Raw genomic sequence first — 17150 nt, forward strand, 5'->3', positions numbered from 1 at the left:
TTGTAAAACGGTCGCGCATTTATCGTGTAGAAATAAAGCAGGCTTTTTATATAGTTGGATGATGAACTTTGAAAACTCAGCAGGTAATCGCATGATATTAAGTGTTAATCACGTTGGTTTTTCAGTTAAAAACATTGAAGACTCATTATTTTTCTGGACTCAGATTCTTGGAGGTAAATTATTACGTGAAGGAAAAATGTCTGGACCTATAATCGATGAGGTAACAGGTGCAAGGGGAGCTGATGTACGAATGGCTTTGCTTGAACTGGCTGATATTCAAATTGAATTACTACAATACAATAACATTGAGCAGCCAGAAGAACCTTCAGCGCCCTATATCCCAGGCTACGCTCACCTTGCTTTTATAGTTGAGGATCTTGATACGCTCTTGGGCAAAGCATCGGACTACGGCTGGAAGACGCCCGGAAAACCTCAGACAGTGTTGTCAGGACCCATGCAGGGAACCCGGGTAATATATTTACAAAGCCCTGATGGTCAGACGCTTGAATTGATGGAACGCAGTCAATGAGGTGGAGCCATTGATATTCCTGTTTAGCCATACGGCCCCGGCCCGATAGATTCGCGCATCACCAGACGAGCAGTGAAATTTTTACCCTGCGCCATCTCGCCACCGTCCAGCATCGACACCAGCTGCTCAATGGTCTGCTGAACCATCTCAGTGACCGGAATTTTCATACTCGACAGCGCAGGAATGGTAAACGGAGCCAGCGGGATATCATCAAATCCCACCACCGAAACCTGTTCCGGCACGGCCAGCCCGGCGGCGGCAAGTTGCTTCATGGCACCAATCGCCATGTCATCGTTACTGGCGACAATGGCGCTAAAGTGGCAACCACGCGCCAGCAAGGTTTCCACTGCGGCCATACCACTTTGTGCATGCCAGCGTCCTTCGACAATCAGCGCATCCTGTAGCGCGATGTGGTGCTGTGCCAGTGCCGCCTGGTAGCCGGCGAGACGTTCCACGCCAGTGGGGGAATCCAGTGAGCCGGTGATAAACGCAATGTCCCGATGCCCCAGCGCAATCAGTTGATTGACCGCCAGTGCGCTGTTGGCTTTTTGATCGGAATAGATACAGAAACTCTGGTGCTGCCGCAGGCGGCGATTGATCACCAGAATCGGTTGTTTGTGCTGCGAGATGATCTCATCCATCTCATCGATGGAGAGAAAACGTGGGTAGATAATGATGCCATCACAACGTAAATCCAGCAGAAACTGAATCGCCGCCCGTTCTTCGGCAGCGCTGTGTTTACCGTCAGCCAGGATCAGCTGGCGTCCCTGCTGCTCCATCAGGCGTGCCGAATGAGACATCAGTTCGCTAAAGTAACTGCCGCTATACAGCGTATTGGTAATCACCAGCCCGATGGTTTGCGTGGATTTGACCGCCAGATTGCGTGCCAGCAGGTTTGGCCGGTAATCCGTCTCAGCGATCGCGCGCAGTACCCGCTCGCGTTTTTCCTCACCCACATAGCCATTCCCCGATAACACGCGGGATACCGTTGCCTTTGAAACACCCGCTTTTTTCGCGACTTCGAGAATGGTGGTCATCGTTTTCTCAGCTAAATCAAGACGAATCGTAGTTTACCTAACCTGCTCATAGATTAGGAAATTTTTCTCCTGACCGCTGCCCCGTCGTCGTCACAATAAAGTGATGACCATCACAATGTTTTAAATCAAATTTCAAATCTCTTGTCAGGTTATAAATACGACTTCATTATTTTGTGAAACCGGTTTCTCATGATGAGAAATTGAACATCTGGCGGCCTCTGCCCTACAGCTGATGCACGACCGGCCAGATAAGCGACCTATTTTGATAAGAGACGAAAAATCCATGTCGAAGAATTATGCCGAAATCTCCCGCGCCATCGTCCTGGCGCTGGGAGGTGCCGAGAACATCGAAGCTGTGACGCACTGCATGACCCGGCTGAGATTTGTGGTCAAAGACACCGACCAGGTCGATAGCGCAGTGCTAAAAGCGATCCCCGGCGTGATGGGCGTGGTGCACGCGGATACCCAGTGCCAGGTGATTATCGGCAATAACGTCGGCCAGGCCTTTCAGGAAGTGCTGAAGCTGGCCACACCCGCAGCCACGGCGGGCCCAGCACCCGTGCAACGGAAAATCACCTTAAAACGGATTGGCGCGGGAATTCTTGATGCGTTAGTCGGCACCATGTCGCCACTGATCCCCGCTATCATTGGTGGTTCAATGGTGAAATTGCTCGCCATGATCCTCAATATGACCGGCGTATTTGCAGAAGGGTCTTCGACGCTGGTGATCCTCAACGTCATTGGTGACGGTGCATTTTTCTTCCTGCCAATCATGGTTGCCGCGTCAGCCGCGCTGAAGTTTAAAACCAATATGTCACTGGCGATTGCCATCGCTGGCGTGCTGGTGCATCCCAATTTCATCGACCTGATGGCTAAAGCCGCGCAAGGCCAGGCGGTGGAGTTTGCTTATATCCCGGTGACAGCCGTCAAATATACCTACACCGTGATCCCCGCGCTGGTGATGACATGGATTCTGTCGCACATTGAACACATCATCGATCGTATCACCCCGGCGGTAACCAAGAACTTCCTCAAACCCATGTTGATTGTGTTGGTTGCTGCGCCGATCGCCATCGTGCTGATTGGTCCACTGGGCATCTGGATCGGTAGCGGTATTTCTGCGCTGGTTTATACCATTCACGGTTACCTTGGCTGGTTGTCCGTGGCAATTATGGGGGCGCTGTGGCCTCTGCTGGTGATGACCGGTATGCATCGCGTGTTCACCCCGACCATCATCCAGACTATCGCGGAAACCGGCAAAGAAGGGATGGTGATGCCATCAGAAATTGGTGCCAACCTCTCTCTCGGCGGCTCCTCCCTCGCGGTGGCGTTTAAAACCAAAAATCCGGAACTGCGTCAGACGGCGCTGGCCGCTGCGGCGTCGGCGATTGTTGCCGGGATTTCGGAACCGGCGTTGTACGGCGTGGCGGTGCGACTGAAACGCCCGCTGATCGCCAGCCTGATCAGTGGTTTTATCTGTGGCGCAGTAGCCGGTATTGGTGGTCTCGCCAGTCATTCGATGGCCTCGCCCGGTCTGTTCACCAGCGTGCAATTTTTTGATCCCAATAACCCGATGAGCATCGTCTGGGTGGGGGCGGTGATGGCGCTGTCGGTGGTGCTTTCGTTTGTTTTGACCCTGGTGCTGGGCTTTGAAGATATCCCGGTTGCGGAATCCAGCCCCAAAACGCCAGCTGCGGCGGTTGACGCTGCAAAACCTGTTAACGCCAATTAATTGAGGTATTCATGTCTGAACTGACATTTCCTGCGGGATTTTTATGGGGCGGTGCCTTAGCCGCCAACCAATCGGAAGGGGGTTATCTGGCAGGCGGCAAGGGACTGACCACCGTGGATATGATCCCACATGGCCCGCATCGTATGCCGGTTAAACTTGGGTTGGAGAAGCGTTTTACCCTGCGTGAAGACGAATATTATCCCAGCCATCAGGCCATTGATTTCTACCATCGTTACAAAGAAGACATCGCGTTGATGGCAGAGATGGGGTTTAGCGTGTTCCGTACCTCGATTGCCTGGAGCCGTCTCTATCCCAATGGCGATGAACTTCAGCCCAATCCGGAAGGCATCGCTTTTTATCGTGAGGTCTTCAGTGAGTGCAAAAAACACGGTATCGAGCCGCTGGTGACGCTGTGCCACTTTGATGTCCCCATGCATCTGGTGACGGAATACGGCTCGTGGCGTAACCGCAAAATGATTGAGTTTTTCGCCCGCTATGCGCGTACCTGCTTTGAAGCCTTTGACGGCCTGGTGAAATATTGGCTGACGTTTAATGAGATCAACATCCTGCTGCACAGCCCGTTCTCAGGTGCAGGTCTGGTGTTCGAAGCGGACGAAAACCCTGAGCAGGTGAAATACCAGGCAGCGCATCATGAACTGGTTGCCAGCGCGCTGGTAACGCGGATTGCTCATGAGGTCAACCCGCAAAACCAGGTCGGTTGCATGCTGGCAGGCGGTAACTTCTATCCGTGGTCGAGTAAACCGGAGGATGTCTGGGCGGCACTGGAGAAAGATCGCGAAAACCTGTTCTTTATCGATGTCCAGGCGCGCGGCGCTTACCCTTCTTATTCAGCCCGTGTGTTCCGCGAGAAAGGGGTGAAGATTGAGATGGCACCTGAAGATAGCGAGATCCTGAAAAACACCGTGGATTTCGTCTCCTTCAGTTATTACGCCTCGCGTTGTGCTTCGGCCGAGATGAACGAGCAAAACAGCAGCGCCGCCAACGTGGTGAAATCCCTGACCAACCCGCATATCAAGCGCAGCGAATGGGGCTGGGGCATTGATCCGCTGGGACTGCGTATCACCATGAACATGATGTACGACCGTTACCAGAAACCGCTGTTCCTGGTGGAAAATGGTCTTGGCGCGCGTGATGAGATCAACGCTGACGGCGAAATCCATGATGATTACCGCATCAGTTATCTGCGGGAGCACATTCACGCCATGGCGCAGGCGATTGACGATGGCATCCCAGTGATCGGTTATACCACTTGGGGTTGTATCGACCTGGTTGCCGCCTCAACCGGGGAGATGAGTAAGCGTTACGGTTTTGTCTATGTCGATCGCGACGACCACGGGCAGGGTTCGCTGAACCGTATGCGTAAGAAATCGTTCTGGTGGTACAAGAAAGTCATAGCCAGTAATGGGCGGGATTTGGCGTAGCTCGGATTTCCGCAGGGCGGCTAATTTGGCCGCCCTCTGACGAGGCAACTGTCATTGTACTGACTCCAGTTCCTTGGGTACAACTATTTGGTATCTCGGGATATACACCCCGTTATCCACAATGGCCCTTTTCCCTTTACCAAGATCTATTTTTTCTTTTTTTAAATAATTGAACCAGTCATGTCCGGCCTTATCTGCCAAATACATAAATAGACGTTTAACTTTAACCGATGAACACTCTTCCAACAGTTTCTGAACGGCAATCGGCCTTAAATTATTAAGCCCTTCCATTAATTCGTAAACTTCCAGTAACGGTTGCGCTCCCGGAACAAGATAAAGGCACTCCATCACAGCACGAGCAGGGCTGGATACTTTAACGCTAAAACCTCTATGCTCAATATCTACCAAACCGAGTTCAGGGGGTAAAAAGCCAGACAACTTAAAGTTTACCTGCCTATCCCACTCTTGTTTTGCAAACCAAAGCGGTGGTTTGTCATCCGGCGTGCCGAATAACATGACGCTCTTCTCAGCAAGCCCCAGATAATGGGATTTGCCTTGTAGTGACAACGCCGTTTTAGCCCCCGGATGCAGGTTCATACCCAGTTGCGATTGTAATGCGTAAACACCTCCCAGATAGTCAACTTCATCATCCCAACGAACCATTGCGCCAGTACCTATCGTTCTGAACCACTGGCTCTTTCTGTACTGTTTCTGCAACTCAAGGCTGTAACCTTGTTGTGACAACCACGCTGAAGTAAGCACGATTCCTGAAGGAATCATGCTTAGTAAAGAGTTTATTTTTGATGTTTTTTGGGTATTCATACTACCTTTATAGGCGGTTTTTTAACCCAGAGCAACAGGGAGGTTTAAAAAAAATCATTTTACGGTATTATTTATACCTAAAAGAGATGAAATATTTACTACCAGCGTGTAGCCTGCATATCGATCACGAAACGGTACTTCACATCGCCCCGCAACATACGCGCAAACGCGTCTTCAATCTGTTCACCGCCAATCAGCTCAATATCCGCCGTGATCTGGCGTTGCCCACAGAAGTCCAACATCTCCTGCGTTTCTTTGATGCTGCCGATAGATGAACCGCTGATACTTAGACGGCGATTCACTATCGGGGTGACGTCAGGAGACGTGTGTGGCTGTTCCGGAATCCCCACCAGCACCAGTTTGCCGTTGGTTTTTAACGTCGCCAGGTAAGGATTGAGATCATGCGGGGCCGAGACACAGTCGATGATCAAATCCAGCGAGGCCTGGCAGGCCGCCATCTGTGCAGCATCACGCGAGATGACCACCCGTTTCGCACCTAAACGCAGCGCATCTTCGCCCTTCTGCGGTGACGTAGTGAATAACGTCACATCCGCTCCCAAGGCGGTTGCCAGTTTTACCGCCATATGACCTAAACCGCCAAGTCCTACTACCCCGACGCGGTCTCCGGCTTTCACGTTAGCGTAGCGCAGTGGCGACCAAACGGTGACGCCCGCACATAACAGCGGAGCGACACCGGCCAGCGGCAGATTGGTCGGGACGGCCACGACAAAGTGTTGATCGACCACCACATGCTGCGCATAGCCACCCCAGGTGCTGCCACCGGTATATTTATCGGTGCCGTTATAGGTCGCGGTCCAACCGGCCTCACAATATTGCTCTTCCTGCTGCTGGCAGAAATGACAGCTTCGGCAGGAATCGACCATCACGCCCACACCGACCACATCCCCAACCTGAAAATGGCTCACCGCCTCGCCTGTAGCGATCACGCGTCCGACAATTTCATGACCCGGCACTAAGGGGTAGTTACTGACGCCCCACTCATTGCGCGCCATATGCAGGTCCGAGTGGCAAACGCCACAGTAGAGGATTTCGATTTTGACATCCTGCGCCTGCACGCTGCGCAGCGCGATCTGGCCGGATAAGAGAGGTTGTGTGGCATGGGTTGCGACTAACGCGTTGATTTTCATTGCGCCTCCGAAAGCTTGTGGCAATGGCTGTGTGAAGGCGGCAGACTATAAAGAACAAGGTTCAGAATTGATAGTAGTCACCATTTGGTGACCACCTGAGGAGATAAGCTTATGCCTGCCTGGGTTGACGGTAAACTGATGTTCTTCGCGGATTCACCGCCGCGCCGCCTGATGGATCTTTTTTCCCTGAAGTGGAGCAGCATGGTGTTGCATGCGCTGTATCACTGGCCGAACCAACGCGCCCGCACTGGGGAACTTCAGCGCAGTTTGCAGGGGATTTCGAAGAAGATGTTGTTTCAAACGCTGAAAGAACTGGAACAACGCGGCCTGATCGCGCGTCATGTTTATGAGGTGGTTCCGCCGAAAGTCGATTATCGCCTGACACCGCTCGGCATGACCTTTGCCGCCCCGATAGAACAGATGTATCAATGGGGACTGGAGCATCAGGCCGCGCTGGACGAAATGGCCGCTAACTACCGCGCAGCTACGGGCGCGCCATCAGACGCATCATGCACATCTGGTCCTGCTCCTGACGCGGATTAAACACCACCAGGCTCAGGCCGGGTTTACCCTCCACGGCGAAGGTGCTGTACTCCAACTCCAGCACCCCTTCATCCGGTAGCAAGAGTTGCTTGATCCCTTCGCCATGCTGGCTGACTTCCTGCGATTGCCACAGCTGGCGAAAAGTTTCGCTCATGGCACACAACTCGTCCACCAGCGCACGCACATGCTCGCTGGCCCCGGTGCGCGCCACATCGGCGCGGAAGTTTGCCACCATTCCGCGTGTAACCTTCTCCCACTCGGGCAAGCGCTTTTTCATCTGCTCATCACGAAACATCATGAGCAGGATATTGCGTTGCTCGGGCGGCAGTTGCGCGTAATCGGTAAACACTTTGGTGGCGGCCCGATTCCATGCCACCACTTGCCACTCGGCGGTTTTCACCAGCGCAGGCGTGGCTGGCATGCTGTCCAGCACCCGTTGCAACGAGGGTGAGACGCTCACCCCGCCCTGCCAACTGACGCCCGGCAGACGGTTCTGAGCCAGCAAAAACAGGTGATCGCGCTCGGCGGCGCTCAGCTCCAGCGCCTTCGCTAACCGCTCCAGCACCACTTCTGACGGCGCACCGCCTCTGCCCTGCTCTAGCCAGGTGTACCAGGTGGTGCTGACGCAGGCGCGAACCGCCACTTCTTCGCGGCGCAAACCCGGCGTGCGACGGCGCTGCATCGGGTAACCGAGTCGGGCAGCATCCAGCCGCTGGCGGCGTTCGCGCAGATAATTGCCCAGCAGATTATCGTCTTGCATCGTCATGGTGTTTATCCTGTTAGTCTCAATACTCGTATAAGCTCACGTCTGTTCACCCGATCGCAGGCTTTTATCATAGTGCCTGTTAACAGCCTGTGAGGAGCACGAATATGCGAATTTTTGTGACCGGAGCGAGCGGCTTTGTCGGCTCAGCCATTGTGAAAAAACTCCACGCGCGTGGTCACGCGGTGCTGGGGCTGGCGCGGAGCGATGCGTCAGCTGCCCAGCTGCACCAGCAGGGCGTGACGGTGTTACGCGGCGATCTGGAAGACAGTGCCAGCCTGCGCGCAGCAGTGCGGCAAAGTGATGGCGTGATTCACGCTGGCTATATCCATGACTTTAGCCGGATGGATCATGCCGCTGCTGTCGATCAACAGGCGATTTTAGCCATGGGTGAGGAACTGGCCGGTTCCGATCGGCCACTGATTGTCACCTCCGGTACTGCGTTGGTTGCACCGGGACGATTGGCCACCGAGCAGGATCAACCGGTCGCAGGTGCGCATCCGCGTTCAGCTTCCAACGTAGCCGCACTGACGCTGGCGGAAAAAGGGGTGCGCGTGGCGTTGGTGCGCTTACCGCCCACCGTTCATGGCGCGGGCGATCATGGTTTTGTGCCGATTCTGATTAACCTGGCAAAGGAAAAAGGCGCGGCGTTTTACGTGGAGAACGGGGAAAACCGCTGGCCTGCGGTCAATCGTTTTGACGCTGCTGAGCTGTTTTGCCTGGCGGCGGAACAGGCGCAGGCAGGCACCATTCTGCATGCGGTGCAGGAAGAAGGCATTCCCTTCCGCCAGATCGCAGAAACCATTGGTGCAGGGTTATCTCTGCCGGTAAAAAGCCTGACACCAGACGAGGCACAGCAATGGCTGGGCTGGATGGCGCGTTTTGCCGCTACCGATAATCCGACGTCCAGCGCCTGGACACGTCAGACCTTTAACTGGCAGCCAGCGGGGCCAGGGTTGTTGCAGGATATGCGCGAAACCGATTATTTTCGCTAGCAGGACGAGCAGGGTCGCGGCGTGATTCACATCGCGCCGCGACCCTAAATGATTAAGCAAACGGAAATTCACGCGCCAGCAGGCGTGCAATCACATTCAGTGCCCCTTCATCATTGTTGCTTTCGGTTTTGTAACGCGACACCGCACTGACGGGTGCGGCAGCATTCGCCATCGCAAAGCTGTAGCACGCCTGACGCAGCATTTCGAGGTCGTTCGCGCTGTCGCCAATCGCCAGCACTTCACAATCATCGATACCCCATTTCTCCTGCAACAACGCGATACCATGCGCCTTATGACAGCCGGGGATAATCAGATCAACAAAACCAAAGCCGCTGGATACCGGGTGCATGATGTTTTCGATCGCATTCAGTTCCGTATGCAGACGCACCAGTAACGCCTCAACGCCTTCGTGTGCCAGGTTCAGCGAAAATTTAAAGATGGTGTCATCGATATCGTAGAGGTTGTCGCGTTTTTCCAGACGATGATAATGGTTGGCGAGCATTGCCATGACCTCATCCGGCATCGAGGTATGCACATAGGCACCGTTACGACCACACACCACGGTACTGATCTCCGGCTCTTTTGCCAGAATGTCGAGAATTTGATGTACCGCTTCCGGAGCCAGTTCACCACAGAAAATCTCTTCGTTGCTGTCCGATACCCAGGCGCCGTTCTCTGCCACGAAGGCAATTTCGTTTTTGATTTCAGGAAAATAGCGCAGCAGCTGATAATATTGATTGCCGCTGGCGACCACGAAACGGATGCCCTTCTCTTTCAGCAACGCGTACTGACGCAGAAAGCGCTGTTTGTTGTACTGCTTGTTGTCATCCAGAAACGTGCCATCCATATCCACCGCAATCATTTTCACTGCCATTTTGCTCTCCTGTATCTGTGCGCCGTCAAATCCATCCGGCTTCAAAGGTTTTATTCAGCTTACTCGCGGTGTGGATTAATGAGAATGTGAATTATCAGATTGTTCACCGCTTTCAGAGATTTCCAGACCAATTATTACTGCAAATTGCCGCCTTTTTCCCTGATCCAGGCACAGAACATGGCAGCCATATCCGCCGCATAAGCCTGAATTTCTTCTGATGAGCGCGGCGTTTCCGAAAACTGCTTCCCCACATTTCCCAGGGTGCTGTTGAGCACATCCGCGGCCCTTTCGCGCGCATCTTCAGGTAACTTCGGCAGCACTTCGCGTAAAAATTCGCTGACGATGTGCTCACCGGTGGCTCGTGCCTGCTGGACTTCCGGCGCATCACGATAAAGTGGCGCCGCGTCGTTGAGCGCCGTGCGCATCGCCGCCTCTTCGCATTCCGATTGTAAAAAGGCCAGGGTTAAATCGTGCAATCGCTGCCTGGCACTGCGTGTTCGATCACGCAGAATATCCCCCAGCAGCCCACCCGTGCGCTGCCACTCCTCACTTTGCAGACGGAACAGAATCGCCGCCTTATTCGGGAAATATTGGTACAGCGAGCCAATACTGACCCCGGCACGCTCAGCGACCCGCGCGGTGGTAAAGCGCGTTGCACCTTCCTGCGCCAAAACCTGAGTAGCAGCTTCAAGAATCGCGAAAACCAGCTCACTTGAACGGGCTTGCTTTGGCTTTTTCCTTTCTGAAATCCGTAGGTTACGACGCTCGCTCATCCCTTTTTCCTGAACGCGAATAGTGAAATGCGATGAATTCATCGTATTCTGAACGCAGGTCGAAATCCACCGTACAACACAGGAAAAATTGTGATGAATACCTTAACTTCCGCCCCGCTCGCGCCACTGCTGGCTTATCTGTTCGAACTGGCAGACAACATCACCCCGGCCAGTCACGCTGGACTGGCTGCGCTGTCTGAAGAGGAACACACTCGTCTGATGCAGAGTAAAACCGCGTATCGCGAACTTTATAGCCAGCTTAAAGACGTTCCGTTGGCAGTCTCACGCGAGACCGGTAGATTGCTGTATATGCTGGCGCGCAGTAGTAAGGCGAAAAACATTGTTGAATTTGGTACTTCATTTGGCCTTTCTACGCTGCACCTGGCCGCCGCGCTACGCGATAATGGCGGCGGGAAGGTGATCACCAGCGAATTTGAACCCGCCAAAGTGGCGCTGGCGCGCAATCACTTTGCCGATGCGGGTGTCAGCGATTTGATTGAGATACGTGAGGGCGATGCATTAGAAACATTAGCCACAGATCTCCCCTCTGCGATCGATATGCTGGTATTGGATGGTGCCAAAGCGCTTTATCCTGACATTTTGCAGTTGGCAGCGGCCCATCTGCGGCCTGGCGCACTGATTATTGCTGATGACGCCGATTACAGCCCGGCGTATCTGGCACGCGTGCGGGCAAGTGGGGGTGGCTTCCTTTCCCTGCCATTTGGTGACGATGTCGAAGTGTCGGTGTGGTTGGGCCAACGCTAAAATCCCGGCATCATCTGGATGGCGGCGCAGAGTCGTTCTACGACGGTTCTGACGCGCTGCGGAATAAAACGCGCGTCGGGAAAAACGGCATACAAGTAACGATCCGGCAAGCGGTACTCCGGTAGCACCTGCACCAGGGTACCCGCTGACAACGCCGCAGCACCCAACGGCAGTTGCAGCCCGCCAATGCCCAATCCGGCGGTAATCGCCTGCATCAACACCTGGCTGGTGTTGGCTCTGAACACCGTATTTACCGGGATGCTGAGGGTTTCCTCGCCAGACATTAAGGTGAGAGGTGCGTCTTTCGCGATGCCGGCGAAACGCACATGGGGAAAGTCCCGCAACTGCGCCACCTCGCGTAGCGGTTGATCGCCGAGTAACGCCGGGGACGCCACCAACACCGTGGTGACGCGCGCCAACTGACGCGCTGCCATATGCGCCGGGGGCTGTTCCGCCAGCCGCAGAGCCACATCAACCCCTTCGCTGATCACCTCAGCCAGCCGATCATCCAGCGCCACATCCAGACGGATGCCCGGATGTTCCTGCTGGAAACGCAGTAGATGCGGCAATAACAGTTGTCCAATGCCGCTGGGAAGCTGGATATGCAGGTTGCCCTGCAATTGCTGGTGCGCCGGTCGCAGTTGTACCTCAATGTCATCCATCGCTTCCATCAACGGTCGAATCTGTTGCAGATACTGTGCACCCGCTTCTGTCAGCGCCATCGCGCGGGTGGTCCGTCGCAACAACACCACGCCTAACTCCGCTTCCAGCGCGGCAATCTGCTGGCTGATCGCCGATTGCTTGCTACCAGTTTGCCGTGCAGCCGCAGAGAAAGAACCCGCTTCTGCCACCCGGATAAAGGTGGCGATGGCATTGAGTTTGTTGTTCATTTATTAAATTCTGTGATAAGTGACATCAAATATGAGGGATATAACCACAAAAAATAATAGATGAGAATGCCGCTATCACATCCTTCGGAGATCATCTATGCATCACTCATCACCGCAAAACGTTGCGCTGGTTGCAGGCGCCACCGGCATCGTCGGCAGTAAACTGGTAGAGACGCTGCTGGCGCAGCAGTGGCAAGTTATCGGGCTAACCCGCCAACAGACACCAGCCACGCAGCCCATCCCCTTGGTCAACGTTGACCTGCTGGACAGTAGCCGTAGTGCCGCAGTTCTGGCCGGACTGACTGACGTGACCCACATCTTCTACAGTGCCTGGCTGGATGCCCCCGACTGGTCAACGATGGTGGAGCCTAATCTCGCGATGCTGCGCAACCTGGTGCAGGGCATCGATGCCGTTGCACCGTTACGGCATGTCAGCCTGATGCAGGGATACAAAGTTTATGGTGCCCATCTGGGCCGTTTCAAAACCCCGGCACGCGAGAGCGATCCTGAGGTTGCGGGCGCGGAGTTTAATGCAGCACAGCTGGCGTGGCTTTCGGCATACCAGCGGGGCAAATCCTGGTCCTGGAGCGCACTGCGTCCGGGGGTGGTCGGTAGTCAGGTAGCCGGTAATATGATGAACCTGGCGCTGAGTATCGCGCTGTATGCGTCGTTATGTCGGGCGCTGGCGTTGCCGTTACGTTTCCCCGCGTCACCCGCCACCTGGAACAGCATGGTTGATCATACAGATGGAACCTTGCTGGCCGCAGCAACCGTTTGGGCAGCAGAAAATGATGCAGCACGTAACCAGGCGTTTAACGTTAACAACGGCGACCTGTGGCGCTGGAGTGAACTCTGGCCCGCCATTGCTCGTTGGTTCGAACTTGATTGTGCACCTGCCGCTGCGCTCTCTTTCCAACAGTTGTTCCGCGACTATCGCCCGCAGTGGCAGACGTTGGCTGAACAGGCCGGACTGCGACAAACCGATCTTCTGCAATTAAATGACGGACGCTTTGCCGACTTTGTTTTTAGCTGGGATTACGACATGTTCGGCGATGGCAGCAAAATTCGCCGTGCCGGTTTCAGTCACTATCGCGCCACTGACCAGATGTTTTTTGATCTGTTTAGCCAATTCCGTCAGGCGAAAATCATTCCTTAATTTCTGACTCATAGAAAAAGTTACACAACAGCTGCCAGAGATAGCTGGCAGCTGGGGTGAAGCGATGATCGACGCTACGCAGCAAATGGCACTGGCTTTCGCGCGCGATACGGTGGTCAATGGGGATCGCCCGTAATCCCTGCTCCAGCAAGGCGCGCGGCACCGCCTGTTGCGTCATAAACGCAATACCCAATCCGGCCTGACACAGCGCCAGCGCACTGGAAAACAGGTTGCAGCAATATGCCGGGGCCAGCACCTGCCCCTCACTCTTGAAGATGGCGCTGAGGTAACGTTGCAGGCCAAACGTATCGCTCATGGTGATCAGTCGGTGCTGGGTCAACTCCGCCACCGTGATCAATGGAAAGTTAGCGATCGCATGTTCCCGGGTAACGATGGCGCAGATGGGCCCGCGCACAAAGCTATGGCTTTTTAAGCCCGGCGGCCCGGCCGTGCCAAAACCGACCGCCATATCCACCTCACCGCGCATAATCAGATCAACGGTGGTTTGCATGTCACCCGAACTGATATCGATAAACACCCCCGGCCAGGCGACGGAGAACTCCTTCAAAACATGGTTAACCACCTCTTCCACCATGCCCTGGCCGATACGCAGCGTCACCGATCCGCCGCGCATATGCCGCATATCCCGCAGTTGCCGCTCCAGCAGTTTGCGTCGCTGCGTGGTCTGCGCGTAGTCCTCGGCCAGTAGCTTACCGGCCTCTGTCAGCACCACATTGCGTCCACGTCGTTCCAGCAGCGGCAGTTGCAAGCTACGCTCCAGTAACGCCAGCTGACGGCTAACCACCGAAGGATTAATTCCCAGCGCATCGGCGGCACGCCGGATGCCGCCCTGCATCCCTACTTCATATAAATAACTTATCGCTTTCTCGGGATAAGCGGCACTGGTCATAAGAGAAGCCTATCTGTTGCTTTCAGGTCAACAATTCTAGCATTTCCAGTTCATTTTTAACCGTTGGCTTTTCTGCGCATACTGCCGTCTGGACTAAGGCAGGAAAACATAAATGAACCATATAAAAAATTACTTACAGCAGCACGCCGACGAGATTCTGGGTGATATCAAACGACTGGTGCAGGCGGAATCCCCCTCACTCGATAAAGCCGCCGTCGACAGTTGTGGCGAAGTGCTACAGGGTATTTTTCAACAGCGACTGGGGATCAGCGCTGAAGTCGATCATCAACCGCACTATGGCAACCATCTGCGCTTTGCGCTGGGTGAACATGGCCCGCAAACCACGCTAATCGGCCATTTTGATACCGTCTGGGATCATGGCGAGTTAGCGCTACGTGAAGAAGATGGCAAATTCTATGGCCCGGGCGTACTGGATATGAAAGCCGGGCTGGTGCAGGCCATCTGGGCGGTACGCGCCCTGGTGCAACTGAATTTGCTGGCCGATCAACGCATTGTGTTCCTGTGCAACAGCGACGAAGAGGTGGGTAGCCCCAGCTCCAGCGACTGGATTGGCCGCCATGCAATCGGCTCAGAGCAGGTGCTGGTGGTAGAACCGGCGGAAGTGGGCAGCGGTGCATTGAAAATCGCGCGCAAAGGTACCGGACGTTATGACGTGGTGATCACCGGACTGGCGGCCCATGCAGGCAACAATCCCGAAGAAGGGATCAGCGCGGTGCAGGAGATGGCCTATCAAATCCACGCCCTGCACGCCCTGAACGACCCGCAACGCGGCACTACGGTAAATGTCGGTATCGCCCATGGCGGTAGCCGCATCAATGTGGTGGCGGATCATGCCGAGTTGGGCATTGATACCCGTGTGACCAGTGAAGAAGAAGCACAGCGAATTCATCACGCCATCAGCAATCTGCAAGCGGTGATGCCGGGGATCACCCTCAGCATCAGCGGTGAACAGGGACGACCGCCGATGCGGCAAACCCCGGCGTCCACCCTGCTGCTGGAACGTGCCCAACGCATTGCCTTGCAGCTCGGTTTTGCCGTTGAAGGCAAAGCGGTGGGCGGTGGCAGCGATGGTAATTTTACCGCCGCACTGGGACTGCCCACTCTCGATGGTCTGGGTGCCACGGGTCGCGGTATCCATGCACGTCATGAACATATCAATATTGTCGATATCGTGCCGCGAGCCGCTCTGGTTGCCGGTATTATCCTCGGCGACAACACCGCAGGTGATGTGGCATGAGTCAGGTAAATATTGCGCCCTCCGCCACCGTGCCAAAGGCGCGTCCCGCCGGACAAAGCCCGTATCTGCTGCTGTTTATAATGCTGGTGGTAGCGGCTGTCGCCACCTGGCTGATTCCGGCTGGCGCATTCGATTACGAAACCCGCGAGGGCATTAAGTTTGCGGTGAAAGGGAGTCTGCATGCTGTGCCGCAGTCTGGGGTTTATCCGCTGGAGATCTTCACCGCGATTGCCGATGGTATGGTGAAAGCCGCACCGATTATCTTTTTGATCTTGTTCACCGGTGGCGTGCTGGCGGTAGTGGAATCTACCGGGGCGATCAAAACCGCGCTGAACTCCCTTGCCCGTAGCACTCGCCTGAGCGATACCCGCATCATCCTGATCTTTGGTGTGATTTTCGCCATTCTCGGCACCACAGGCGCGGTGATCAATGCGGTGGTCGCCTTCGTTCCTATCGGACTGCTGGTGGCGCGTTCGCTGGGGCTGTCGCCGATTCTGGGTGCTTCGCTGGTCTACCTCTCCTGCGCGGCTGGATTTAATGTCTCGGTATTAGGCCCGGCCACCACCGGGCTGACACAGCACCTGGCACAGTTGCCGATTTTCTCCGGCATGCTGCTGCGCGGGCTGACCTTTTTACTGTTTGCGCTGAGCGCGATGGGCTATTTGATCTGGTCAGTGCGTAAAGCACGTCAGGCCGGTGAGTTACGGCCAAAACAGACAGAGGCCCAGGACGCTACGCTGGTGGTGACGCCGCGACATAAGCTGATACTGGCGACCTGTGCGTTAGCGCTGATCATTTTTATCAGCGGTGCGGTCAGGCTGCATTGGGGCACCAATGAAATGTCAGCGATGTTTGTCCTGCTGGCGATTGTTGTCGGTTTGATTGGCCGGATGTCCGGCACCGATATTGCCAATACCTTCCTTTCAGGCTGCTCTGGCCTGGTAAAAGGTGGCTTTATTGTCGGTCTGGCGGGTGCGGTGTCTCTGGTGCTGCAACAGGGCCATGTGCTCGATCCTATCGTCGGCTTCCTGACGGATTTACTGGCTCCGGTGCCGCAAAAAGTCGCGGCCATTGGCATGTTTATCAGCGCCGCGTTGATTCACTTCGGCATTTCCTCCGGTTCTGGAGAATCGGCCGTGCTGATCCCCATCTTCTCTCCGCTGGGTGATAACCTCGGCCTGACCCGCCAGGTCACGGTGCAAACGGTGCTGCTGGGTGAAGGTATTGTGAATTGCATCAGCCCGACCTCGGGCGTGCTGATGGCGGTACTGGCGACCGCCGGTATCCCGTTTGGTAAATGGCTACGTTTTATTGCCCCGCTGATTGCCGTGTGGTTTGCCATCTGCGTCGTGATGCTGTTGATTGGCGTGTCGATTAAATGGGGACCGTTCTGATTTAATAACCCGCCCTCTGTGTCGCGGCAGGCGTTATCGTGCCGCGACACATACTCCCTCCTCCCGGCTACTCCTGTCCTCTGTGAACCCATGCAGCATTCCGCTGTTGCAGTTTTGTT

The 17150-nt window shown here is 54.9% G+C and carries 17 protein-coding genes; 9 read left to right on the top strand and 8 right to left on the bottom strand.

Annotation, left to right across the window (positions count from 1 at the left end):
• Window positions 1-91 precede the first annotated feature (91 nt).
• Window positions 92-529, top strand: a complete 438-nt coding sequence (locus PAT9B_RS23890) for a VOC family protein (RefSeq protein WP_041526063.1) — start codon at window positions 92-94, stop codon at window positions 527-529.
• Window positions 530-552: 23 nt separating this feature from the next.
• Here the strand turns inward: PAT9B_RS23890 and PAT9B_RS23895 are convergent, their stop codons facing one another.
• Window positions 553-1566 (bottom strand): LacI family DNA-binding transcriptional regulator, encoded by a 1014-nt coding sequence (locus tag PAT9B_RS23895; RefSeq protein WP_013511871.1) that lies wholly within the window; start codon window positions 1564-1566, stop codon window positions 553-555.
• A 283-nt stretch (window positions 1567-1849) separates the two neighbouring features.
• On the opposite strand from PAT9B_RS23895, the gene ascF reads away from it, so the two are divergent.
• Both ascF and PAT9B_RS23905 read left to right on the top strand, forming a co-directional pair.
• Complete coding sequence (ascF, locus tag PAT9B_RS23900) at window positions 1850-3298, top strand: PTS cellobiose/arbutin/salicin transporter subunit IIBC (protein ID WP_013511872.1); 1449 nt, start codon at window positions 1850-1852, stop codon at window positions 3296-3298.
• Window positions 3299-3309: 11 nt separating this feature from the next.
• Window positions 3310-4740: a 6-phospho-beta-glucosidase gene (locus PAT9B_RS23905; protein ID WP_013511873.1), complete on the top strand. Its 1431-nt coding sequence runs from the start codon at window positions 3310-3312 to the stop codon at window positions 4738-4740.
• Between the two features lie 51 nt (window positions 4741-4791).
• Here the strand turns inward: PAT9B_RS23905 and PAT9B_RS23910 are convergent, their stop codons facing one another.
• Both PAT9B_RS23910 and PAT9B_RS23915 read right to left on the bottom strand, forming a co-directional pair.
• Window positions 4792-5562 (bottom strand): type IV toxin-antitoxin system AbiEi family antitoxin, encoded by a 771-nt coding sequence (locus tag PAT9B_RS23910; RefSeq protein WP_013511874.1) that lies wholly within the window; start codon window positions 5560-5562, stop codon window positions 4792-4794.
• 98 nt (window positions 5563-5660) lie between these two features.
• Window positions 5661-6710 carry an NAD(P)-dependent alcohol dehydrogenase gene (locus PAT9B_RS23915; RefSeq protein ID WP_013511875.1) on the bottom strand — a complete coding sequence of 350 codons (1050 nt, stop codon included), beginning with the start codon at window positions 6708-6710 and terminating at the stop codon, window positions 5661-5663.
• 111 nt (window positions 6711-6821) lie between these two features.
• On the opposite strand from PAT9B_RS23915, the gene PAT9B_RS23920 reads away from it, so the two are divergent.
• On the top strand, window positions 6822-7253 hold the full coding sequence (locus tag PAT9B_RS23920; protein ID WP_013511876.1) for a helix-turn-helix domain-containing protein: 432 nt from the start codon (window positions 6822-6824) through the stop codon (window positions 7251-7253).
• Here PAT9B_RS23920 and PAT9B_RS23925 read toward each other — a convergent pair.
• Window positions 7195-8019, bottom strand: coding sequence for a helix-turn-helix transcriptional regulator (locus tag PAT9B_RS23925; protein WP_013511877.1), 825 nt, complete (start codon window positions 8017-8019; stop codon window positions 7195-7197). The two genes, PAT9B_RS23920 and PAT9B_RS23925, sit on opposite strands and share 59 nt — an antisense overlap.
• A 104-nt stretch (window positions 8020-8123) precedes the next feature.
• Here PAT9B_RS23925 and PAT9B_RS23930 point away from each other — a divergent pair, with 104 nt between their 5' ends.
• Window positions 8124-9011 (top strand): SDR family oxidoreductase, encoded by an 888-nt coding sequence (locus PAT9B_RS23930; RefSeq protein WP_013511878.1) that lies wholly within the window; start codon window positions 8124-8126, stop codon window positions 9009-9011.
• Window positions 9012-9063: 52 nt separating this feature from the next.
• Here PAT9B_RS23930 and PAT9B_RS23935 read toward each other — a convergent pair whose 3' ends face one another.
• Both PAT9B_RS23935 and PAT9B_RS23940 read right to left on the bottom strand, forming a co-directional pair.
• Window positions 9064-9885, bottom strand: coding sequence for a Cof-type HAD-IIB family hydrolase (locus tag PAT9B_RS23935; protein WP_013511879.1), 822 nt, complete (start codon window positions 9883-9885; stop codon window positions 9064-9066).
• Between the two features lie 134 nt (window positions 9886-10019).
• The gene (locus PAT9B_RS23940) at window positions 10020-10658 is read right to left on the bottom strand and encodes a TetR family transcriptional regulator (protein ID WP_013511880.1); all 639 of its coding nucleotides are present in this window, start codon (window positions 10656-10658) and stop codon (window positions 10020-10022) included.
• 93 nt (window positions 10659-10751) lie between these two features.
• Here PAT9B_RS23940 and PAT9B_RS23945 point away from each other — a divergent pair, with 93 nt between their 5' ends.
• Complete coding sequence (locus PAT9B_RS23945; protein ID WP_013511881.1) at window positions 10752-11423, top strand: O-methyltransferase; 672 nt, start codon at window positions 10752-10754, stop codon at window positions 11421-11423.
• Here PAT9B_RS23945 and PAT9B_RS23950 read toward each other — a convergent pair.
• Window positions 11420-12313, bottom strand: coding sequence for a LysR family transcriptional regulator (locus tag PAT9B_RS23950; protein ID WP_013511882.1), 894 nt, complete (start codon window positions 12311-12313; stop codon window positions 11420-11422). The genes PAT9B_RS23945 and PAT9B_RS23950 overlap by 4 nt on opposite strands.
• Before the next feature lie 97 nt (window positions 12314-12410).
• On the opposite strand from PAT9B_RS23950, the gene PAT9B_RS23955 reads away from it, so the two are divergent.
• Window positions 12411-13469 carry an SDR family oxidoreductase gene (locus tag PAT9B_RS23955; RefSeq protein ID WP_013511883.1) on the top strand — a complete coding sequence of 353 codons (1059 nt, stop codon included), beginning with the start codon at window positions 12411-12413 and terminating at the stop codon, window positions 13467-13469.
• On the opposite strand, the gene PAT9B_RS23960 is transcribed toward PAT9B_RS23955, so the two are convergent.
• Window positions 13459-14379, bottom strand: coding sequence for a LysR family transcriptional regulator (locus tag PAT9B_RS23960; protein WP_013511884.1), 921 nt, complete (start codon window positions 14377-14379; stop codon window positions 13459-13461). The two genes, PAT9B_RS23955 and PAT9B_RS23960, sit on opposite strands and share 11 nt — an antisense overlap.
• A 112-nt stretch (window positions 14380-14491) precedes the next feature.
• On the opposite strand from PAT9B_RS23960, the gene PAT9B_RS23965 reads away from it, so the two are divergent.
• Both PAT9B_RS23965 and PAT9B_RS23970 read left to right on the top strand, forming a co-directional pair.
• On the top strand, window positions 14492-15637 hold the full coding sequence (locus PAT9B_RS23965; protein ID WP_013511885.1) for a M20 family metallopeptidase: 1146 nt from the start codon (window positions 14492-14494) through the stop codon (window positions 15635-15637).
• Window positions 15634-17031 carry a YfcC family protein gene (locus PAT9B_RS23970; RefSeq protein WP_013511886.1) on the top strand — a complete coding sequence of 466 codons (1398 nt, stop codon included), beginning with the start codon at window positions 15634-15636 and terminating at the stop codon, window positions 17029-17031. Before PAT9B_RS23965 ends, PAT9B_RS23970 begins: the two co-directional genes overlap by 4 nt.
• Window positions 17032-17150 lie beyond the last annotated feature (119 nt).

The organism is Pantoea sp. At-9b, assembly GCF_000175935.2.
Classification (GTDB): Bacteria; Pseudomonadota; Gammaproteobacteria; order Enterobacterales; family Enterobacteriaceae; genus Pantoea.